A 20,214-nucleotide genomic window follows, 5' to 3' on the forward strand; every position below is an offset into this window, starting at 1 on the left:
GCTGAAGCTCCCGACCCGCCCTGCCTAAAAATTGAAGGGACCGACCAAAAATTGATCATAAGATAAATTTGAAACACAACTTTTACCGGCTGCTCCGACAGTGCCGCAGCGTTTCGAAGCAGGTTTCATGTGATGTCCGCCGGTCTTTTTTCATCGCTGCGCATTCGGATTCTTCTGGTTGCCCTCGCTCCATGTCTTGCGTTTGCGATGGTCGTGGGCCTTGCCATCACTGAGCGGATGAATGCTCGGACCCGGATGGTCCATGTGCAAGACCTCGTCGGCATGGCGGGCCAGATCAGCGCCCTGGTGCACGAAGCCCAGCGGGAGCGCGGGGCATCGAGCCTCTATCTCGCCGCCAAGGGGACCAAGTTTCGGTCCGAACTCGATGCGCAGCGCCTGCGGACCGATGCCGCCCGGGCAGCCCTGGACGCGGGCCGGGCCGGCCTCGACCTCCCCGCCTTAGGAGCCGGCGTCGCCCGTCGCAATGCAACGCTGACCGAGCAGCTGGCGGCCATCGTCCCCCACCGCGCGGCGGTCGACGGGCTCGGTCGCACGCCGGCTCAGAACATGGGGCTCTATTCGGGGGTGATCGCCAACGCGCTCGACCTAGTGCGCGAGGTTTCCCAGGTCGCCGCCAGCGCCGATCTCGCCGCCCGCATCAGTTCCTACTCGTCGTTCCTCGCCCTCAAGGAACTGGCGGGCCAGGAGCGGGCCGCGGCCTCGGCGATCTTCGGCGCCGGCCAGATCGATCTTGCAGGCCACGAGCGCCTGGCGGGTCTGAGCGCGGGCCAGGGCACCTACGAAGCCCTGTTCCGCCTCGGGGCCGAGCCGGAACAGGTGGCCCTCCTCGATGCCGGCAAGGCTGCGCCCGCGGCCCGGGAGATCGATCGTCTCCGCCGCCTCGTTCTCGACACGCCCCCCGGCACGCCGCTCGCCTTCACCGATGCGCCCGCCTGGTTCCGCCTCGCGACCGAGCGCATCGATACGCTCAAGACGATCGAGGACCGGCTCACCGCGGATCTCGGAGCCGCCGCCGGAGCAGCCCGCGCCGATGCCGAGCGGAGCGTCCTGGTCTGGATGGCCGTGGGACTCGCGATCCTGGTCCTCTCGTGCGGCCTCGCCTTCGCCTTCGGGACCGCCATCGCCCGTCCGCTCACCCGCATCGCCGCCTCCCTGACAGCCATCGGCCGAGGCGAGGAAGCCGGCCCTATCCTGCAGAACGGCGCCCGCGAGGTTCGCGCCATCGCGGCAGCGGCCGTCGACTTCCAGGCCAGCGTGGTCGAGCGCCGGCGCATCGCCACGGAAGCCGACCACCTCACCGCCCACGCCGCGGCGGCCCGCCGCGCCGAGATGGTGGCACTGGCCGATCGCTTCGAGGCCCAGGCCAGCGGGATCGTCGAGGCGGTGTCGGCCTCCGCGATCCAGCTCGAAACGGCGGCCTATGCCCTCACCCAGGCCGCGACCGACACGTCATCCCTGAGTGGGTCCGTGGCCGCAGCCTCGGCGGAAACCGCGGCCACGGCCGACACCGTGGCGGCAGCCACGGAGGAGCTCAGCGCCTCGGTGCGGGAGATCGGCAACCGCGTCGAGGCCTCGAGCGCGGTCGCCGGTGAGGCGGAGCGCGATGCAGCGCGGATGGCGGAGGATGTCCATCGCCTGGCCCAAGCGGCGAGCAGCATCGGCGAGATCGTCGGCCTGATCACCAGTATCGCGGCCCAGACCAACCTCCTGGCGCTGAACGCCACCATCGAGGCGGCCCGAGCCGGCGAGGCCGGGCGCGGATTCGCGGTCGTCGCCGCAGAGGTGAAGAGCCTCGCGACCCAGACAGCCAGGGCCACCGAAGAGATCGCCGCGAAGGTCGGCGAGATCGCCCAATCGACCGACGCGTCCGTGACGGCCATCGGTGGAATCACCGACGTCATCCAACGCCTGAGTCGGATCTCGGAGGACATCTCGGTGGCCGTCGACCAACAGGAAGCGGCCACGCAGGAGATCGCCCGCAACACGGTCCTGACGTCCGAGGGCACCCGGGCCGTATCCGGCCACATCGTCGGTGTCCGCGAGGCGGCGGAATCAGCCCGTAGCGGGTCGGCGCAGGTGCTTACCGCGGCGAGCGATCTCGCCCGTCAGGCCTCGGCCCTGCGCCGGGAAGTCGACGGCTTCCTGGTCACGGTCCGGGCAGCCTGATCCGCCCTACGGGTTGGTCTTCCAGGGGTTGATGACGCGCATCGCCGTCAATTCCGGCTTCACGGATTGGTCGACGCTCGCGGGCATCACCTTGCGCGCCTGCGCCATCATCTTGCGGGCCTGATCCGCTGGAAGAGCGCCGATCGGCAGCATCATCGCGGCGAGCTGGTTGCGGGTGCGCCGATCGACGAAGTCGGAGCGCCCGACGCTCTCGAAGTCGCGAACGGTGTGCCGGTCGTCGGGCCGCCCGGTGAAGACCTTCGCGCCGTCCTTCATCACCACGATATCCCCGGGGCGGAGGGTCTCGTCCTTCATGAAGGCGGCCGCGGGGCCAGCCTTCATGTCGAGCGGAGTCTGGCGGTCCGTGACCTTGATCTGCAGGGGCTCAGATTTGGGAAGCGCGGCGTAGCGGATCTTCGGACGCTGGCGCGTGGCCTTTCGGATCGAGCGACGGGCCTGCTGATAGTCGAAGCCGGGATCGGCCACGGGCGCGGGCGCGGCTTGCTGGGCCGGCCGTGCGGGCGCAAAGAGCAGGTCGAACAGGCCGCCATCGGCGCTCTGAGCGCACGCCGGAAGCGTGAGCATCATCAGTCCGAAAACGGGAGCGGCGACAATGCGCGTGGCTGCGGAGAACGGGATCGTCGGCATCGATGTCTCCGGGTGAGGCGCCCGACGGCGCGCCGAGATGACCCCTTAACAAAAGCACAACCTGAACAGTTCCGAGTTTTTCAAAAGATGGTGAGGGCTGTGCCAAGACTTCGCGAGCCTGCTTTCGCAGCCGAGAATGGAAAAAAATCCGGCTCGGATCGCATCCGCGGACCGGTCGCCTGATGGTTGCCAGTGAACACCTGGTTCCGCGCCCGCATCAGCGTTCGGCGCGCGACGCGATCCTGGCTGCACGTGCTGCCGGCCGGACAGGATTTCTGCTCGGCGACACGACCGGCCTCGGCAAGACCCTGTCGGTCTGGAGCGCGGTCGCGGCCATGCCCGAGCGCGATGTCCTCATCGTCTGTCCCAAGGGCGCGATGCCCCAGTGGCGGCGCACGATCGCCTTGGCGCATCTCGGCGAGAAGGCGGTGACGCTCACCAATTACGAGCGCACCAAGGCGCTGATGGCGCCGCCTCCCGCCAGCAACCGGCGCTCGACCCGGGCAAAGAACAATGCGCTCGCCCGGCATGGCACACCGAAGCGGACCTGGTCCCTGGTGGTCTTCGACGAGAGTCACCGGATCCGGAACCCGTACGCCCAGCAGAGCCTCGTCTGCCAGCAGATCGCGGAGGCGGCCGCCTTCACGATCTATCTCAGCGCCACCGCCGGCCAGGCCCCGCACGAGCTCTCCTATCTCGGGCGCCTGCTGGGTGAGGCCGCGGGCCAGCCCACAGCGACCCTGGCGGACTTCCGAGGTCTGATGCAGCACCTCGGGATCGGCCGGGCCAAGGGCCGCTGGACCAACTGGTCCTGGGACGCGAACCCACGCGACTGCACGGTGATGGCCGACCTGCTGTTCAAGGGGGAGGGGGCGATCGGCCTGCGCCGGCGCCCCGGCGACATCGCCGGGTGGCCCGAGGTGCAGCGCGCCCTGAGCGCGGTCGCCCTCACGCCGTCCGAACGCCGCCTCTACGACGCGACCTGGCGCGAGTTCCGCCGGGAATGGGGCCTCCTCGGTGGCAGCACCCGCAAGCCGGCCGGCTGGGCGGCGGACCTGCGATTCCGCCAGAAGGCGAGTCTGCTCCGGGTCTCGGGCACCACGGCCTTTGCCGACCTCCTGATGGAGGACGGCCAGGCGGTAGCGATCTCGGTGGCCTTCCTGGAGACGGCTTCCGCGCTGGTCGAGGCGATGCGGGCGGCGGGCTGGCGGGCCGACGCGATCACGGGCACGCAGTCGGGCGAGGCGAACGAGGCCGTACGGCTCGCCTTCCAGACCGGCGGGCTCGACGCCGTCATCTTCACCGTGACGGAATCGATCTCCCTGCATGCCCACGAGTTGCCGGGGGGCGAGAAGCCGCGCGCGCTCATCGTCCACGACCTGCGCCACAGCGCGATCCAGCTGACGCAGATCGAGGGCCGCTGCCACCGGGACGGACAGCAGGCGACGATCTACTACGCCCTCGCCGAGGGCACGGTGGAGGAGAGCATCGCCGCCACCGTCGTCGGCCGCATGGCCTCGATGGACGCCATGGCGGGCGAGGACACCAGGCTGATCGACGCGATCGCCCAGGCCATCGCCGAGGTGCAGGCCGGCGAGGCGGCCTAGGTCGGCCTCGTTCCGTTGGAACGGGATCGAACCGCCACGGTTGTGGCCATCAGGGTCCCGTCTCGCCGGGGCGCCTACCCCCAACGAGGAGGACCGTCCCGATGGCACGACCGACGCCGAGCCTTGGCCGCCTGATCAGCGAGGGCCTGCGCCATGGCGGCGACCTCGTCGGCCAGGAACTCGAGCTGATGCGGCGCGAGACGGACGGGAACATCCGCGCGATCCTCGGCCTCGTCGCCCGGTTCGGCACCGCGCTCACCCTCGTGGTCGCCGCCCTGGTGATGCTGTTCGTGGCACTGGTGAAGGGCATCGCCGCCCTGATCGGGTCGGAAATCCTGGCGGCGCTCATCGTCGGGGCGCCCTTCGCTGGAATCGCCCTGGTCCTGATGGTCCTGGGCCTGCGCCGGATGGACCGCTCCAACCTGCTGCCGCGTCGCTTCGAGCGCCAGGTGGAGAAGGACGCCGCCCTGGTGGCCAGCCGCGTCGCCGACTGAACCTCAGGCCTTCCGGACGGAGCCGAGCAAGGCGTCCTTGTCCACGCCGAGCGCCGCGGCGATCTCGGCCAGGGCCGCGTGCTCCGGCTCGCTGATTCCGGCTTGGTCGGCGACGTCCGCGGCGATCAGGAACACGCTGGTGCGCTGGGCGATCTCGCGCTCCGCGATGGCGGCGACGAAGTGCAGGTTCTCGGCGCGGCCGGCGCGGGTGCGGGCGCGGGCGATCCCCTCGAACAGCTCGGCCTCAAGCTTGAGGGTGTCGTAGCCGCGCTCGAGGATTGGATTGGACCGCATGCCGGCGAGCGCGACCTCGATCTCCTCCTCGTCGATCTCGTAATCCGCCAGGATGACGTTGGCCGAGGCCGAGACCGCCGCCTCCATCAGCGCCCGGTCGCCCAGATAGGCGCCCATGGTCTGAGAGAAGCGCCCGACGAACTCCTGAAACACACCCATCCGGCTCCCCGAAGACTTTCAAAATGGGCGGCACCCGGATCTGGCCGGACCGTCCCACGACACCGCTTTCGCATCAAAAGCTTGGCGCCGGAGGCGTGTCAACGCACCTGCCGCTTCACGGCTCGCACGCCTTGGGCGGATAATCGTGGACGGCTCCCTGCGGGTCGGTCACCCGCCATCCGACGCCGGCTTCGGCGAGATAATCGGGCCCGGCCGGGACCTTGCCGTGCCCGCCCGGGATGTCGAGCACGTAGAGGGGCTGGGCGAGACCCGAGAGGCGTCCGCGCAGCGCCCGGACGAGGTCGCGGCCCGCGCCGAGATCCGTGCGCAGGTGGCTGGTCCCGGGTGCGAGGTCGCCGTGATGCAGGTAGTAGGGCTTGATCCGGTTCTCGACGAAGCGCCGCATCAGCAGGGCCAGGGTCTCCGGATCGTCGTTGATCCCGGCGAGCAGTACCGTCTGGCTCACCATCGGGATGCCGGCATCGACGAGGCGCGCCACGGCCGCGCAGGCCGCCGGGGTGAACTCGCGCGGGTGATTGGCATGCAGCGCGACGAACACCGCCCCCTCGAATCGCTTCAGGGCCTCGATGAGCTCCGCGCCGACCGAGCCGGGGTCCACCACCGGAACCCGGGTGTGGATGCGCAACACCCGCACGTGCGGGATCGCCGCGAGGGCGGCGGCGATCTGGGCCAGCCGGCGCGGCGCCAGGGCGAAGGGGTCGCCCCCGGTGACCACGACCTCCCAGATCTCGGGCCGTTCGGCGATGTAGGCGAGAGCCCGGGCAAGATCGGCCTCGCCCAGGGTCCCGAGGCCCTCCGGCCCGACCATTTCGCGCCGGAAGCAGAAGCGGCAATAGACCGGACAGACATGCAGCGGCTTCAGGAGCACCCGGTCCGGGTAGCGATGGACCAGGCCGGGCAGGGGGCTGTGGGCCCCGTCGCCGATGGGGTCGGCCGCCTCCTGATCCTGCGTCTGCAATTCCTCGACCCGGGGCAGGAACTGCCGGGCGATCGGGTCCGCCGGATCGTGCGGATCAATCAGCTCGGCCATGTCGGCGGTGACGGAGACGGCATAGCGGGCCGCCACGGCCTCCAGGGCCGGAAGGTCGGCGGGGGCAACGAGCCCGACGCGGGCGAGGTCGGCCGGCCGACGCAGGGACGGACTCATCGCGCCGGCCCCACCACCGGCGTCCAGAGCACATCCTCGATGTGGCGGGCATCGGTCGCCAGCATGACGAGGCGGTCGAGACCGAGGGCGATTCCGCTCGCCTCCGGCATGATCGCCAGGGCGTCGAGGAAATCCTCGTCGATGGGATAGGACTCGCCGTAGACGCGCGCCTTCTCGGCCATCTCGAGCGTGAAGCGCCGGCGTTGCTCCTCGGCATCCGTAAGCTCGCCGAAGGCATTGGCGAGTTCGACGCCGCAGGCATAGAGCTCGAAGCGCTCGGCCACGCGCGGGTCGCGCGGGCTCGGCCGGGCCAGGGCGGCTTCGCTTACGGGGTACTCGCACAGGATCGTCGGGCGCCCGAGCCCGAGATGCGGCTCGATCCGCGCCACTAGGACCCGGCTGAACAGGTCGGCCCAGGTGTCGTCAGCGGCGACCCGGAGCCCGGCCCCGGACACGGCCGCCGCGAGCGCCGCACGGTCGGTGGTGCCGTCGGCATCGATGGTGGCGAGGAGGTCGATGCCGGCACGCGCGGCGAAGGCCTCCGCCACGGTCACCCGCTCGGGCTTCGCGAAGGGATCGGCCGTGCGACCGCGATGGCGCAGCGTCGGGACCCCCGCCGTCTCCGCTGCGAGCGCCAGGAGCTCGGCCCCGTCGCGCATCAGCGCGGTATAGTCGGCCCCGGCCCGGTACCATTCGAGCATAGTGAATTCCGGGTGGTGCAGGGGCCCCCGCTCGCGGTTACGGTAGACACGGGCGAAGCTGACGAGGCGCGGCTCGCCGGCGGCCAGGAGCTTCTTGCAGGCGAATTCCGGCGAGGTGTGGAGGTAGAGCGCCTGCCGCGCGCCGTCCGGACCCAGGGCCTCGGTGGCGAAGGCCGAGAGATGGGCCTCGTTGCCGGGCGAGACCTGCAGCGCGGCCGCCTCGACCTCGACGAAGTCGGCCGCCGCGAAATGCGCTCGGAAGGCCGCGACGATGCGGTTGCGCACCATCAGGGCTGGCCGGCGGTCGGCGTGGCGATGGGGCGCCCACCAGGGGGAGGGGGTGTTCATGCGGCGAGCTTTGCGACCTGCTTCAGACCTGGAATCGACGTCTCGGGAGTGGCGTCTCGCGGAGCGACTGGCAACGGTGGCGCGGATAGGTTAGTGGCGGAGCCAAGATGTCGCTCCCGCGGAGAGATCCGCGTCGGGGTGCCGAGTCGTTTTTCTCAACGAACACAGCAGGACCAGACCCCGTGAAGGTGATCGCCTCTACGCTCCGCAAGGGCAACGTCGTCGACAAGGATGGCAAGCTCTACGTCATCCTGACGGTCGAGAACATCCACCCCGGCAAGGGCACCCCGGTGACCCAGCTCGACATGCGCCGCATCACCGATGGCGTGAAGGTGTCCGAGCGCTACCGCACCACCGAATCGGTCGAGCGCGCCTTCGTCGAGGACCGGGAGCACACCTTCCTCTACGAGGACGGCGAGGGCTTCCACTTCATGAACCCCGAGAACTACGATCAGGTCGCGATCCCCAAGGACGTCGTCGGCAATGCCGCCCCGTACCTTCAGGAAGGCATGGCCGTGATGGTCTCGACTCATAACGGCGTGGCGCTGACCCTCGATCTGCCGCAGCGCGTCGTCCTCGAAGTCACCGAGACCGAGCCGGCGATGAAGGGCCAGACGGCCTCCTCGTCCTACAAGCCCGCGATCCTCTCCAACGGCGTTCGTACCGCCGTGCCGCCGCATATCGCCGTCGGCACCCGCGTGGTGATCATGACCGAGGACGGCTCCTACGTGGAGCGCGCCAAGGACTGACCGCACCGGAGGATCGCGAGCCGGATTCACGGAGCCGGCGCCGTTCCCTCCGCTGCCTCGTAACAGCCCTGCGACAGGCCTTGGGCCCGCAGGCGCTCCTCGGCGGTGAAGCTGCGCGGCCGGTCCGCCCAGAGGTTTTCCCGGCGGAACGCATCAGAGACGCAGGCCGCCGCGCGGGTGCAGGCCTGTGTCTCGCCCCCCGTCGCGACGCAGTTGCGCACGTAGAGCGCTCGGAATTCGGCCACTCCCGCCTGCGGGTGCGGGCCCGTCACGGTCACCAGCCCCAAGAAAAGTCCCATCAGGATCGGCTGGTGGATCAGGTAGATCGCTAGGCTGTGGCGCCCGGCCCAGGCCAGCCCCCGCGCAAGGCGGCCGGTGGGCGTCCAGGTCGCGAGCCGCGAGCGGCGGACGGCGGCCAGGCCGTACAGGGCCGTCGCGACACCGGCGAGAACCAGTCCGAACCAGGGAAACAGCGGTACGTAGTCGTTAGTCTGCGGCATGGCGCGCCCGAGTCCCAGGAAGGACAGCATCGGCGCATCGAGGATCCCGCCCGAGATCAGGTGCGGCCCTGCCAGGACGAGCGCCGCGGCGAGAACCGAAGCCCAGCGCGGCAGGACCCGCACGAAGGGCAGCGCCAGCACGCTCGATACGGCGATGCAGTGCAGGATTCCGAAGAAGATGTAACTGGACGGATCGGTGACGACCGTCGCGACGGTCACGAGCAGCGCTGCACCGGTGATCCGGGCCAGCCGCAGAACGAACGGCCGCGCCGCGAAGCGCTCGCCGTTCATCAGCACGAGCCCGATCCCGACGAGGAGCAGGAAGCTTCCGGCGATGCCGTGTGCGGCGAGACGGCCCGACGGCGTCAGCGCATAGTTTTCGGGCGTGAGACGCACCGCCCCGAGATCCCAGGTGGCATGGTAGAGCGCCATGGCCACGAGGGCGATGCCGCGCGTGACATCGAGGGCCGCGTACCGGAAGCGGGGCGCAGCGGAGGAGGGGGGCGGGCGCATCATCGCGCAGGCCCTAGCATCGATCCCGAGCCGTCGCGACGGTCCAGGGTCGATGACAGACGTCGCAGCTTTTCCGCGCCCTTGGCTAACAAATTTTGATCGCCGACGATCCGAGCCAAAAAAATACTGAAGCTCAGCGCGAGCTTGGGGCGCGATCGTCGGGGGTCTGCTGTTGCCCCCGCACCGCCCTGCCGAACAATGCGGCATCGAAGTCCAACGAGGATCGCCAAACGGGCTTCCGCCGAGTCATGACTTTGTTAATCTCTGGTGCGGGTCGCGAGACGTGATTCGGTGTGGGTTGCTTACATGTCTGACGAGTTCGGTTCAGGCCCCTTCGGGCAGCGTTCGTCGGGAGAGCAGGACGACACCCGCGCCGTCGAGGGCCAGGGCGCCGAGGCGCAGCGCCCGCTCGACCTCACGGAGGTATCGGGCCGGATCAAATGGTTCGACGTGGCGAAGGGCTTCGGCTTCATCGTGCCGGACGACGGCTCGGCCGACGTGCTCCTCCACATCACCTGCCTGCGTCGGGACGGGCATCAGAGCGCCAGCGAGGGAGCCCGCGTGGTGGTCGAGGCCACGGAGCGGCCCCGCGGCTGGCAGGCCTTCCGGGTCATCTCCCTCGATCAGTCCACCGCGCTTCATCCCTCCGAACTGCCCCTGCCGCGCACCCACGTCACCGTCTCGCCGACCAGCGGCCTCGAAACCGCCGTGGTGAAGTGGTTCAATCGCCTGCGCGGCTTCGGATTCCTCAGCCGCGGCGACGGGACGCCGGATATCTTCGTTCACATGGAGACGCTCCGCCGTTACGGAATCGCCGAACTCAAGCCGGGCGAGACCGTTCTCGTCCGCTACGGCGATGGTTCTAAGGGCAAGATGGCCGCCGAAGTTCGGCTCCTCGACGGTGCACTGCCCGCCTCACACTGACGGATGGTCCGGTGGTCACGCGACGTTTGATCGATTGGCGCGACGGGATTCGCGCACTCCTCGCCCTCGCCTTGTTCGGGCTACTCCTCGGCCACGCGACGGCGCAGGATGCGGCCTCCGGGCCGACCGAGCCGCTGAGCATCGTCGGCCGCCAGGGGCGGCACGTCTTCGCCGTCGAGGTGATGCGCACCGATGCCGACCGCTCGCGCGGATTGATGTACCGGCGCACCATGGCGCCCGACCACGGCATGCTGTTCGACTTCCAGGCCTCGGCGCCCGTGGCCATGTGGATGAAGAACACCTACCTGCCGCTCGACATGCTGTTCATACGGTCCGACGGCACCATCGCCAAGATCGCCGCCGATACCGAGCCGCTCTCCACCAAGGTGATCCCCTCGAACGAGCCGGTTCTCTCCGTGCTGGAGCTGAACGCCGGAACGGCCGCGCGTCTTCGGATCCATGCCGGAGATCGGGTGGAGCATGCGCTGTTCGAGCGGACGCCGCGCTAGAGCTGCCTTTGCTCCGATCGAACACACCAAGAACAAACCCTTGACGCTCGATCGATTTATCCCCACTGTTCCCTCAATGTTCTGATCCATTTCGGGACGGCCGCGCGGCGGCTCCGAAGCTGGCGAAGAGGGGACATCATGTTCGACCTGCCCTTGGACGACTCGCCTCTGGACGATCTGCCTCTCGACGACCTGTCCCCCGACCATGGGTGCCAGCCGACGGCGATCCTGTTCGAGAACGCCGACTGGTGCGTCGCCGCCGACGGCCTCGAGCATCGCGAGACCGGCTATTTCATCGCGCGTGACATGGTTTCCCAGCGGCGGGGCGACCTCTGGGAATGGCCGATGCATCTGGCCGAGAAGAGCTGGTGCACACCGCGCAGCTTCCGGGAAGCGTTCCTCGCCGCCGTGGCGGCATTCGGGGTCGAGATGGATTCCGGCCTCTCGCAGTCCTTCGCGATCGCCTTTGGGGTGGTCGCCGGCGCCGGGACGCGACGGGGCGACGTGGGCTTCGTGCCCCTGGGCGATCTCGTTCGGCCGAAGCCGGCGAGTTCCGGGGTGGCCCGGAAGCGCACCCCGGCCGGCGAGGCCCGTTCGGCGACGCGGCGCGCAGGTTCGCCGGCCGATCCGCGGACGGGCGAGGCGGCACGCCAGCGCGTGGCCCTCTGAGACTGTTCGGCGCGGCGCCGAGCCCTAACTTCCCGGTTGCGATCCAGGATGTCTTCGTCCCGCGCGATCGCTTCTCCCAGTTCGCCCCGGGAACACCATGTCGCACACGTCGGATCATCGCGCTGACACCATGCCGCTCGAGGGCCTCGACGGACTCCTGACACCGCCCTTTTCCCGACGCGGTTTCGTCATGACGAGCCTGATGACGGGGCTGACCCTCGCGACGAGTTCCGTCGAGGCCCAGGTCATCAGGACCGACGCCGAGGACATCGAAGCCGGTGAAGTGAAGATCCCCGCCGCCGATGGCCCGATGCCCGGATACCGGGCCATGCCGAAGGGAGAGGGGCCGTTTCCGGTCATCCTCGTCATCGAAGAGATCTTCGGCGTTCACGACTACATCAAGGATATCTGCCGCCGGCTCGCTAAGGTCGGCTACTGTGCGGTCGCTCCCGAGCTCTATGCCCGCCAGGGCGATCTTTCGACCATGACGGACGCGAAGGTGATCATTCGCGATGTCATCTCGAAGACTCCGGACGCCCAATGGATCGCCGACCTGGACGCCGCCGCGGGCTGGGCGGTCTCGGCCTCGCGTGGTGATCCGTCACGGATCGGAACGATGGGCTGGTGCCGCGGCGGCCGTGGCGTCTGGCTCTACGCCGCCCACCGGAAGGACCTCAAGGCGGGGGTCGCGTGGTACGGACCCGTCGGCGGTGAGCGCACCGAGATCCAGCCTCGCACGGCCACGGATCTGGCGGCGGACATCAACGCACCGCTCCTGTGCCTGTACGGTGGCGCGGATACCGGCATCCCGGTCCCGGCCGTGGAAGCGGCGCGGGACAAGGCCAAGGCCGCTGGCAAGTCGGTGGAGCTCGTCGTGTATCCGGACGCGCCGCATGGATTTCATGCGGATTACCGGCCGAGCTACCGTGAAGGCGATGCGAAGGACGGTTGGGCGCGGGCCCTAGCCTTTCTCAAATCTCATGGTGTTGGCTAAAAACCTCGCGAAAGCGTGGCACTGAAAGCACAACGAGCCTGCGCGGCGTTCCTTCGGGGCTATTGGTCGGTTCCGCCACATTGACAGCTTCGCGCCTCCGTGGCGCAAGATTGCACTTGGCCCGCCGTTCTGGCCCGAAGAGCGTACCGGACCCATGAGTGCAGTGACCCCATCTGACGCACGTCCCGTGATCCTCGTCGTCGAGGACGAGCCAGATGAGCGGTTCCTCGCGGCCGAGCTTCTCGAAGAGACCGGCTTCCGGGTGATCGAGGCCGAGACGGCCGAACGCGCCCTGGCGATCCTCAATGATCGGGGCGATGAGGTCAGCGTAGTCTTCTCGGATGTCCGCACACCGGGGCCGATCGGGGGCTTCGAACTGGCCCGGATCATCGGCGTCACCTGGCCGCGTGTCCGGGTCCTTCTGACCTCCGGCGATGCCGGGGACCAGCCCAGCGACCTGCGCGTCTCGGCGACGTTCATTCCAAAGCCCTGGCGCGCCGCGGATATCCTGGCCTGGGTCGAGGAGGCCGCCGGACGCCCCGACGACGCAGCCTCCGGGCCGGACGTCATCGGCTCCCCTCTGCGCGGAACCTGAAATTATCATAGATCAGTGGAAACATCGGGGCGCTTGACCGTTGTCCGGGTTCACGCAATCGAGAGGCCGCGCGATGGCCCGAAAGCCGACGATGAACTTTGCCCCATCGGTCCGTGCCCAGCGTTTGGATGAAGCGTGGTCGTCCCTGACCGCCTTGCCCGAAGATCGGATGCTCGCGACACTCGGGAGCAGTCTTCGCGACGTCTATCGAGCGGTTACCGACGCAACGCAGCCCAACGATCTGATGCGACTTGCGGCAATGATCGACGAGCGGCGCGGCCAGTTCAAGCGCTGAATCCCACATTCCGCCGGCCCAGTGCGGCGGGAATACCGCACTCAGACGCGTCGGATTGCCGTATGGTTCGGCCCACATTCGATCCGTGCTTCGCGAGGACTGGCCTTCGAAGCTCACGGGCCGCGTCATCGGACTGTCCATGCGTTTCACACTGAGCCTCGGCGTCGCCGCTCTGGGCCTCGCCGCGCTGATGGCGGCGGTCGTTCCAGCCATCGCCGCCGCCCCGCCGAGCCAGCCCGCGGAAGGGCCCGGCGGGGTCGGCGATCGCGCTGCGACCGTCGTGAAGCGCGGCCTCGGCAAGGCCGGCTCCGGCAGCTTCGTCTTCCACAAGGCGGGCGCCGCACCGGCCGAGGGCCGCCCGGTCGTCGTCTTCCTTCACGCTTGGGGGGCCCCCAATCCGCAGGCCTACGGCAGCTGGATCGACCACCTCGCCCGAACCGGCTCGCTCGTCATCTTTCCGCGCTTTCAGGACCTCAACCGGACGCGCCCGTCGGAGGCGAGCGCGATCGCCGAGCGCATCCTCAAGTCGACGCTGTCCGACCTGGCGAGCGATGCCGACGCCAAGCCCGACCCGAAGCGGGTCGCAGTCATCGGGCACCTCGCCGGCGCACCGATCGCCGCCAACCTCGCCGCCGACGCGGCCGAGCAGGGCCTGCCGATCCCGCGTCTCGTCTTCGCGATCATGCCCGGCGGTATCGCCAGCGACGCACGTGCCCGTGGGATCGTCCTGCACGATCTCGGCCGGATCGCGCCCGAGACTCTGGTCATCACCGTCATCGGCGACCGGGACGCGCGGGCTGCGGACCTGGCGGGGCGACGCCTTCTGCGGGAGGCCAGCGGCGTGCCGAGCGAGCGCAAGCTGTTCGTGCGCGCCCTCTCGGACGACCATGGGTTTCCCGCCCTGGCCGCGACGCTGACGTCGCCGGCCGGCGTGGATGCCGCCTATGACGGATCGGCAATCAAGCTGCCGCCAGAGCCGCCCCGCGACCCGAAGCAGCCGGCACCGCCCTTCAAGTGGTCGCCCGACATGGCCCTCACCGGCGAGCAAACCACCCTGGTCTCCCAGATCAACAATTCCCGCGCCGACAGCCTCGACTATCTCGCCTATTGGAAGACCTTCGACCTCGCCGCGGCCGCGGCCTTCGGTGGAACAGACGCCGCGGGCTTGAAAGCCAACCCGCGCTTCAGCGACATGGAGCGTTGGGCCGACGGCTGGCCGGTCAAACGTCTCGTCGTGGAAACGCCGCGCCCGCCCGCGGCCCAGCCGGCCGCCGCACCGACCCCGGCGACGACGGGTACCCGCCCGAAGCCGGCGGCGTCGCGCCGCCCCTGACGCGGGCGTTCAGCCCTGCCGTACGGCCGGGAGGCGAAAGCCCGCATTCGTGAGGGATCGGGGCTCTGGCGCACGCTTTGCGTGGAGGTGTCCGGGTCAACCGGATACGCCGCCATGCCCGATTTCATCGCTATCCTAGCCGCGTCAGCGTTGTTCTGTGGCACCGTGATCGTCCTGAATGGCCTGACGCGCCTTCTGCTTCAGATGCACGGATCGATCGGCGATCTCGCGGAGAACGGCTTCGCGCAGTACGGCCTCGCCCTCGCCCTAGCCGGTCTCGTCTGGCGACGCGTCGTCCGCCGCAACGCTCTGTGACGCCGATCCTGGTTTCCGCCCTGCGGCGCCATCGAAGAACCGAGTGAAACGTGCCGTCCATCGCCCGGGGAAAACGTGGCGAACCTGTGACGAACCCAGGAACCGTCCCGCTAACTTGGCGTTATGCTGTCATGAGGTCGCAGCCGATGCTGCACCGTACTTGATGAAGGGTAGAGTCACATGCTCGGATGGGCCGTTACGTTCCTGGTCGTCGCCCTCGTCGCGGCGCTGCTTGGTTTCGGTGGAATTGCCGGCACGGCGATGGAAGCCGCGAAGCTCGTGTTCTTCGTCGCGATCGTCCTGTTCGCCATCTCGGCCGTGATCGGCCTGATGCGCGGTCGTTCGCCGACGCTCTGACGTCCCTCGACGCAAGCGCGCCGGACGTTTGAAGACATGAAAAGGGCCGCTCACGAAGAGCGGCCCTTTTTCGATGCGGGCGGAGGCGCCGCCACGGACCTATGCGGCCCAGGGAGGGAATGCAGGTGCGACGGGAACCGCCTCAGCTCGAGGGCTCGGAATTGGTGGCCGAGGCGTCGAGTTTGGCAATGAGATCGCGGAATCGATCCGGCACCGGTTGTTGCACGATGGTGTCGTACATGGCCCGCAGGTGAAGCCCGATTCGCTTCTGAGTATGATCACTCAGGCCCTGCCCGGGCAAAGCGTCGCCTGTCTTCGGGTCGGCACCCTCGGGTGAGGGGCCGGCACCCGGTCCGTTTTCGTCCATACGTCGGTCCCCTTGGATGTCGACAAGCGACATCGCCGCGATTGTTTTGCGGCTTCACATAGGCCATGGCTGCACCTGCAACGCTGGTGTGAACAATCGGTTCCCGCTCAGCGGAACGGAGCCCTGCATTCCGCGTTGTGGCGGAGGCGCCCGATAGAACGGCAAAGCCAAGGGGATATAATGTCGACAGCTCAACTCGTCGTTCAGCATCTGCCGTACCTGCGCCGTTATGCGCGGGCGCTGACCGGCAGCCAGGTTGCTGGCGACGCCTACGTGGCAGCCACGCTGGAAACACTCGTGAACGAGCCGGAGACACTCGGCCGCAGCTCCAACGTAAAGGCCGACCTGTTCCGCGTCTTCACCCGCATCTGGAACTCGCTCTCGGTGAACGGCCAGAGCGAGCAGGTTCAGCACGATCTGCCGGCGGAAGTCCGCCTCGGTCAGATCACGCCTCTGCCGCGCCAGGCCTTCCTGCTCTCCTGCCTCGAGGGCTTCTCCGAGGAGGATGCCGCGATCATCCTCGACGTCGACGTCAGCCAGGTCCGCGACCTCGTGGACGAAGCCGGACGCGAGCTCGCCGCCGACATGGCGACCGAGATCCTCATCATCGAGGACGAGCCGCTGATCGCGATGGATCTCGAAGCGCTCGTGGAAGGCCTGGGCCACAATGTGATCGGCGTCGCACGCACCCGCACCGAAGCGATCAAGATCGCCTCCGGCGGCACGCGCCCGGGCCTGATCCTGGCCGACATCCAGCTCGCCGATGGCAGCTCCGGGCTCGACGCGGTGAACGACCTCCTGAAGACCTTCGAGGTTCCGGTGATCTTCATCACGGCCTATCCCGAGCGCTTCCTCACCGGCGAGCGGCCCGAGCCGGCCTTCCTCATCGCCAAGCCTTTCCAGCCCGCCAACGTCTCGGCGGTGATCAGCCAAGCGCTGTTCTTTCAGCAGAGCGCGCGGCGGCGCGAGGCCAAATCGGCCTGATCGTCCGCCAAGCGCGTATTGGCCGCCTGCGAGGATCGGCTTACGAGCGACGAAACGAACCCCGGTCCAGCGGCCGGGGTTTTTTCACGCCACCTTCACGGGCCACCGCCGCCCGGAAAACCGGCACAAAAAAACGGGTCGGATTTGCTCCGACCCGTTGAAAGGTTCCGGCCTATGCACAAGGGGAATGCGGGGGAGGACCAGGCGGCCGGGTGCAGGAACAACGACCAGCGCCCGGGGCGGTTCCGACCCGCCATCTCGGCGAGCGCTTTTTCCTGTGCCGATGCAAATTCGCCACGGGATCCGAGAGGCCCCGGGCCATGGCCTCGGCAATCCAGAGAATGCGACGCATCGCCTTAAGGACTGGATATCCAGATCAAAAGGGTTAAGGAACCGTTGTTTGCGGTCTGCGTTGAGCTGACAACCTGTCAAGCTCTGCGCGGAGATTAAGACTATGTCTCGGTCTGGCTTCTTTCTCAGCGTGAGTGGACCGGCGGCCATACTGACGTTGCTGATCCATCCGACGATCCGCTTGGCAGCCGATCAGTGGGCGCCCGCAACCAAACCGGTCGCTTCGCTTGCGCAGCAAGAAAATCCCGAAATCCGCGACATTCCGGCAACGGCTGGCCAGGTGTATCTCGCGTCCGTTCCGAGTGCGGCACCGCGTTCCGAGCCGGTTTCTCCCGCTCTAGGGAGGACGGCCAGCGACAGGGAGCTGCTCCGGCTGCGCAAGCCGCTCCAGGAAGGCTGCGAGCGGGCCATCAGTTCCCTGGCCGGTCCGGAGGCCCGTCGTATGGTGCCGGGCCGTTGCATGACCTGACCGAGACCGATCTAACAATCTAACCGTACGAGAACGCCCCGTTCTGTTCGAGCGGGGCGTTCTCGTAGATTCAGAGGGCACGAAAAAGGCGCGTAGCCCTGAGGGCCACGCGCCGAAACGTGTGCTACTCGTCGCCGGGACGGCCGGAGCCGCTCGACTGACCGCCCTTGCGGCCCGCATTCGAGGCCAACTCGCGATCCTGCGAGAACGAGCGCTTCTCGGCCGGCACGCTGCGGCCGCCCTTGCTCGCGATTTCCCGCTGCCGTTCGAGGTCCATCGATGCGAAACCTCGCTTCGAGGTGGAATTTCCTGATGCCATCAGCGCCTCCTCAGCTTTGCGTTCACTGCCAAGACAACCTTTGCGAATATCGATGGTTCCTCATCTGATCGCTGAGCGAGCAGTCCAGGCCCCGAGGATTGGCGATTAATTTAAGCTTAACCGTTAGATGTGGAGGCTGTTCTGACGGGCTGAGGCCCAGGCGGATCGCTTCCGCTGGGGGCGCCGCAGCCCTCGGGCCGTCGGGGTCTGGACAAAGGGGCGCCGACCCGCATTGGATGCGCCAGGATCGTGCCGGACCGGGAGGGACGTCGCGTCACGGGAGCCCGACTCAATGACCCTCGAGACAGAGGTTTCGTCCCTTCGCCAGGTGCCCCTGTTCCGCGGTGTCGAGCCGTCGCGCCTGAAGCTTCTCGCCTTCACCAGCGAGCGCGTGCATTTCGAGGCCGGCCAGCAGCTTTTCGCTCGGGGCGACGCGGCCGATGCGGCCTATCTTCTCCTGGAAGGTTCGGCGGAGGTCTCCATCGACGGACCGCAAGGTCCTTTTCGCCTGGCGCTGCTGGGCGCGAACGCCCTCGTGGGGGAGATGGGCATCCTCGCCGACCAGCCGCGCTCGGCGACCGTCGCCGCAGTCGATCCGGCCATGGCCCTGCGCATCGATCGGACGGTCTTCCTGGAACTTCTGGCGCAGTTCCCGCCCATCGCCATCGCGGTGATGCGCGAACTGGCGCTCCGCCTCGAACAGACCAACCAGCAGCTCGCCCAGAGCCGGGGCTGAGGGCGAAGGCCGAGCCGCGTGCCTACGGGGAGGCCGGGTAGGTGATGAACTCCATCAGGGAGCCGTCAGGGTCTCGGAAGTAGAGGCTCACCCCGGCGCCGGCGGCACCGTTGCGCTCCACGGGTCCGAGCTCGATCGTCACGCCCAGCGACGCGAGGTGGTCGGCGGCCTGCTCGATCGTGCCCGACCAGCGAAAGCACAGATCGCTGTTCCCCGGCTGCACGGGGATCCGCGCCAGCGGCGTCGCGTTCACCCCCGGCCCGTGCACGTTCAGTTGGACGCCGCCGAAGCGATAGACGAAGGCCGACCCGCGGGAGATGATCTCGGCCCCCATCACGTCACGATAGAACGCGTTCGAGCGCTCCCAGTCCGTGACTTGGATGACGCAGTGGTCAAGATGGACGGCGGGGGCGAGGTCGGCCAGAGGGGCGCCCGCATCGATCTCGGAAAGCACCTGCGTTTCGACCATCGTCACCCGTACTCCGGAGCCCATGGCGGCCCGGAGCCATCATGGAAGTCCCGTTCGCGCGATGCAATGCGCGGGGCGCAGCCCGGCTCGTCCCGCCGTCATCATCCGATCTCGGACGCCTCCGCCGCAGGGCTGCTCGAGCACGCAACTGCTTACCTGCGGCGGGAATGACACAACGTCGGCGCCCCGGGAGCGGTAGTCAGGGGACAGAGCCGTCCTCCGACGCGTCGAAACGTGGAGCTGTCCATGCCGTCCCGCCGCCTCATCCTCGGCCTGATCCTGATCGCGCCCCTCGCGGCATGCCAGTCCCATGGCCCCGTGAACCTGGCCCAGGACGACGAAGCGGCCTGGTACACCGGCACGATGCCGGACAAGCCCTACGACGTCCCCCTGGTCGACAAGTCCCGGCTCGATCCGAAGTATCGCCGGCAGGTGGTGCGCTACACCGGTCCGGAGAAGCCCGGCACGATCGTCGTCGACATCGACAACCGGCAGCTCGCCCTGGTGCAGGAGGACGGGACGGCGGTGCAGTACGGCGTCGGCGTGGGCAAGCTCGGCTTCTCTTGGAAGGGCCAGGCCCGGGTCGGACGCAAGGGTGTCTGGCCCGACTGGAGCCCCACCACCACGATGGTCTCCCTCAACCCGGACCTGCCGCGCACCCGAAAGGGCGGCGTCGACAATCCCCTCGGCGCCCGCGCCCTCTACCTCTACCAGGGCAACCGCGACATCCTCTTCCGCATCCACGGCACCAACGAGCCCTGGAGCATCGGCGAGCAGATGTCGTCCGGTTGCGTGCGGATGCTCAACGAGGACATCGTCGACCTCTACGAGCGGGTGCCCGTGGGTACGCAGGTCCTGGTCAGGCGCAACGGCAAGTACCGCGTCTGACACCGCCTCTGAGCCGCCGCGCGGCGCCGACAAGTCCTGAAGCCGTGCCGGAGCGCGCCCCATGACCATCACGATCTCCAGTCTTCAGCCCGTCATCGCCCTGGCCGCCGGCGTGCTGATCCTGATCGTCCCGCGGCTGCTGAACTTCATCGTGGCGATCTACCTCATCCTGGTCGGCCTGATCGGCCTCGGCGTCTTCCGCGCGCTCGGCTGATCCGGCAACGGCTCCGTTACAGCGGGCCCGAAGCGTCACGCGGTGCCCGCCTGGAGAA

At 68.3% G+C, this 20,214-nt stretch carries 26 protein-coding genes; 18 read left to right on the forward strand and 8 right to left on the reverse strand.

Annotated features, from left to right (window positions below):
- Positions 1–132 precede the first annotated feature (132 nt).
- Positions 133–2,187: a nitrate- and nitrite sensing domain-containing protein gene (locus tag ASG51_RS01575; RefSeq protein ID WP_056378601.1), complete on the forward strand. Its 2,055-nt coding sequence runs from the start codon at positions 133–135 to the stop codon at positions 2,185–2,187.
- A gap of 6 nt (positions 2,188–2,193) precedes the next feature.
- Here the strand turns inward: ASG51_RS01575 and ASG51_RS01580 are convergent, their stop codons facing one another.
- Entirely contained in the window at positions 2,194–2,835 is a 642-nt protein-coding gene (locus ASG51_RS01580) for a hypothetical protein (protein ID WP_244480038.1), read from the reverse strand.
- 182 nt (positions 2,836–3,017) lie between these two features.
- Between ASG51_RS01580 and ASG51_RS01585 the strand changes: the two genes are divergently transcribed.
- Together ASG51_RS01585 and ASG51_RS23055 are read left to right on the forward strand one after the other, a co-directional pair.
- Positions 3,018–4,442, forward strand: coding sequence for an SNF2-related protein (locus tag ASG51_RS01585; protein WP_056378603.1), 1,425 nt, complete (start codon positions 3,018–3,020; stop codon positions 4,440–4,442).
- A gap of 101 nt (positions 4,443–4,543) precedes the next feature.
- Positions 4,544–4,936 carry a phage holin family protein gene (locus ASG51_RS23055; RefSeq protein ID WP_082487734.1) on the forward strand — a complete coding sequence of 131 codons (393 nt, stop codon included), beginning with the start codon at positions 4,544–4,546 and terminating at the stop codon, positions 4,934–4,936.
- Positions 4,937–4,939: 3 nt separating this feature from the next.
- Here ASG51_RS23055 and ASG51_RS01595 read toward each other — a convergent pair whose 3' ends face one another.
- From ASG51_RS01595 to epmA, 3 genes are all read right to left on the reverse strand, one after another.
- Entirely contained in the window at positions 4,940–5,389 is a 450-nt protein-coding gene (locus tag ASG51_RS01595; RefSeq protein WP_056211314.1) for a hypothetical protein, read from the reverse strand.
- Between the two features lie 115 nt (positions 5,390–5,504).
- Positions 5,505–6,557: a lysine-2,3-aminomutase-like protein gene (locus tag ASG51_RS01600; protein WP_056378605.1), complete on the reverse strand. Its 1,053-nt coding sequence runs from the start codon at positions 6,555–6,557 to the stop codon at positions 5,505–5,507.
- Positions 6,554–7,606, reverse strand: coding sequence for an EF-P lysine aminoacylase EpmA (gene epmA / locus ASG51_RS01605; protein ID WP_056378607.1), 1,053 nt, complete (start codon positions 7,604–7,606; stop codon positions 6,554–6,556). Before epmA ends, ASG51_RS01600 begins: the two co-directional genes overlap by 4 nt.
- A 182-nt stretch (positions 7,607–7,788) precedes the next feature.
- Between epmA and efp the strand changes: the two genes are divergently transcribed.
- Positions 7,789–8,355 (forward strand): elongation factor P, encoded by a 567-nt coding sequence (gene efp / locus ASG51_RS01610; protein WP_056211320.1) that lies wholly within the window; start codon positions 7,789–7,791, stop codon positions 8,353–8,355.
- Between the two features lie 26 nt (positions 8,356–8,381).
- Here efp and ASG51_RS01615 read toward each other — a convergent pair whose 3' ends face one another.
- A complete protein-coding gene (locus ASG51_RS01615; RefSeq protein WP_156389521.1) occupies positions 8,382–9,371 on the reverse strand; it encodes a heparan-alpha-glucosaminide N-acetyltransferase in 990 nt (329 codons plus the stop codon).
- 303 nt (positions 9,372–9,674) lie between these two features.
- Between ASG51_RS01615 and ASG51_RS01620 the strand changes: the two genes are divergently transcribed.
- From ASG51_RS01620 to ASG51_RS23060, 9 genes are all read left to right on the forward strand, one after another.
- Positions 9,675–10,292 carry a cold-shock protein gene (locus tag ASG51_RS01620; protein WP_056378610.1) on the forward strand — a complete coding sequence of 206 codons (618 nt, stop codon included), beginning with the start codon at positions 9,675–9,677 and terminating at the stop codon, positions 10,290–10,292.
- A gap of 71 nt (positions 10,293–10,363) precedes the next feature.
- A complete protein-coding gene (locus tag ASG51_RS01625) occupies positions 10,364–10,801 on the forward strand; it encodes a DUF192 domain-containing protein (protein WP_244480043.1) in 438 nt (145 codons plus the stop codon).
- Positions 10,802–10,939: 138 nt separating this feature from the next.
- The gene (locus tag ASG51_RS24550; protein WP_200941314.1) at positions 10,940–11,470 is read left to right on the forward strand and encodes a hypothetical protein; all 531 of its coding nucleotides are present in this window, start codon (positions 10,940–10,942) and stop codon (positions 11,468–11,470) included.
- A gap of 130 nt (positions 11,471–11,600) precedes the next feature.
- Positions 11,601–12,464, forward strand: a complete 864-nt coding sequence (locus ASG51_RS01635; RefSeq protein ID WP_056378612.1) for a dienelactone hydrolase family protein — start codon at positions 11,601–11,603, stop codon at positions 12,462–12,464.
- A 154-nt stretch (positions 12,465–12,618) separates the two neighbouring features.
- Positions 12,619–13,059, forward strand: coding sequence for a response regulator (locus ASG51_RS01640; protein ID WP_056272453.1), 441 nt, complete (start codon positions 12,619–12,621; stop codon positions 13,057–13,059).
- A gap of 91 nt (positions 13,060–13,150) precedes the next feature.
- Entirely contained in the window at positions 13,151–13,354 is a 204-nt protein-coding gene (locus ASG51_RS01645; RefSeq protein WP_056272450.1) for a hypothetical protein, read from the forward strand.
- A gap of 139 nt (positions 13,355–13,493) precedes the next feature.
- Positions 13,494–14,687 carry a hypothetical protein gene (locus ASG51_RS01650; RefSeq protein WP_056211486.1) on the forward strand — a complete coding sequence of 398 codons (1,194 nt, stop codon included), beginning with the start codon at positions 13,494–13,496 and terminating at the stop codon, positions 14,685–14,687.
- Positions 14,688–14,801: 114 nt separating this feature from the next.
- Positions 14,802–15,002: a hypothetical protein gene (locus ASG51_RS01655; RefSeq protein ID WP_056272448.1), complete on the forward strand. Its 201-nt coding sequence runs from the start codon at positions 14,802–14,804 to the stop codon at positions 15,000–15,002.
- Positions 15,003–15,182: 180 nt separating this feature from the next.
- The gene (locus ASG51_RS23060; RefSeq protein ID WP_003599466.1) at positions 15,183–15,359 is read left to right on the forward strand and encodes a DUF1328 domain-containing protein; all 177 of its coding nucleotides are present in this window, start codon (positions 15,183–15,185) and stop codon (positions 15,357–15,359) included.
- 142 nt (positions 15,360–15,501) lie between these two features.
- On the opposite strand, the gene ASG51_RS01660 is transcribed toward ASG51_RS23060, so the two are convergent.
- Complete coding sequence (locus tag ASG51_RS01660; protein ID WP_056211330.1) at positions 15,502–15,726, reverse strand: NepR family anti-sigma factor; 225 nt, start codon at positions 15,724–15,726, stop codon at positions 15,502–15,504.
- Between the two features lie 180 nt (positions 15,727–15,906).
- Here ASG51_RS01660 and ASG51_RS01665 point away from each other — a divergent pair, with 180 nt between their 5' ends.
- Both ASG51_RS01665 and ASG51_RS23795 read left to right on the forward strand, forming a co-directional pair.
- Entirely contained in the window at positions 15,907–16,710 is an 804-nt protein-coding gene (locus tag ASG51_RS01665) for a response regulator (protein WP_055953119.1), read from the forward strand.
- 508 nt (positions 16,711–17,218) lie between these two features.
- Positions 17,219–17,530 carry a hypothetical protein gene (locus tag ASG51_RS23795; protein ID WP_162245223.1) on the forward strand — a complete coding sequence of 104 codons (312 nt, stop codon included), beginning with the start codon at positions 17,219–17,221 and terminating at the stop codon, positions 17,528–17,530.
- A 124-nt stretch (positions 17,531–17,654) separates the two neighbouring features.
- Here the strand turns inward: ASG51_RS23795 and ASG51_RS01670 are convergent, their stop codons facing one another.
- On the reverse strand, positions 17,655–17,849 hold the full coding sequence (locus ASG51_RS01670) for a KGG domain-containing protein (protein ID WP_055953126.1): 195 nt from the start codon (positions 17,847–17,849) through the stop codon (positions 17,655–17,657).
- Positions 17,850–18,141: 292 nt separating this feature from the next.
- Here ASG51_RS01670 and ASG51_RS01675 point away from each other — a divergent pair, with 292 nt between their 5' ends.
- Positions 18,142–18,585 carry a Crp/Fnr family transcriptional regulator gene (locus tag ASG51_RS01675; protein ID WP_056211334.1) on the forward strand — a complete coding sequence of 148 codons (444 nt, stop codon included), beginning with the start codon at positions 18,142–18,144 and terminating at the stop codon, positions 18,583–18,585.
- Positions 18,586–18,607: 22 nt separating this feature from the next.
- Here ASG51_RS01675 and ASG51_RS01680 read toward each other — a convergent pair whose 3' ends face one another.
- Positions 18,608–19,054, reverse strand: coding sequence for a VOC family protein (locus tag ASG51_RS01680; protein WP_056378616.1), 447 nt, complete (start codon positions 19,052–19,054; stop codon positions 18,608–18,610).
- Between the two features lie 246 nt (positions 19,055–19,300).
- Between ASG51_RS01680 and ASG51_RS01685 the strand changes: the two genes are divergently transcribed.
- Both ASG51_RS01685 and ASG51_RS23065 read left to right on the forward strand, forming a co-directional pair.
- The gene (locus ASG51_RS01685; RefSeq protein ID WP_056378618.1) at positions 19,301–19,942 is read left to right on the forward strand and encodes a L,D-transpeptidase; all 642 of its coding nucleotides are present in this window, start codon (positions 19,301–19,303) and stop codon (positions 19,940–19,942) included.
- Between the two features lie 61 nt (positions 19,943–20,003).
- Positions 20,004–20,156, forward strand: a complete 153-nt coding sequence (locus ASG51_RS23065) for a DUF3096 domain-containing protein (protein WP_082487738.1) — start codon at positions 20,004–20,006, stop codon at positions 20,154–20,156.
- Positions 20,157–20,214 lie beyond the last annotated feature (58 nt).

It is taken from the genome of Methylobacterium sp. Leaf465 (assembly GCF_001424705.1).
Classification (GTDB): Bacteria; Pseudomonadota; Alphaproteobacteria; order Rhizobiales; family Beijerinckiaceae; genus Methylobacterium.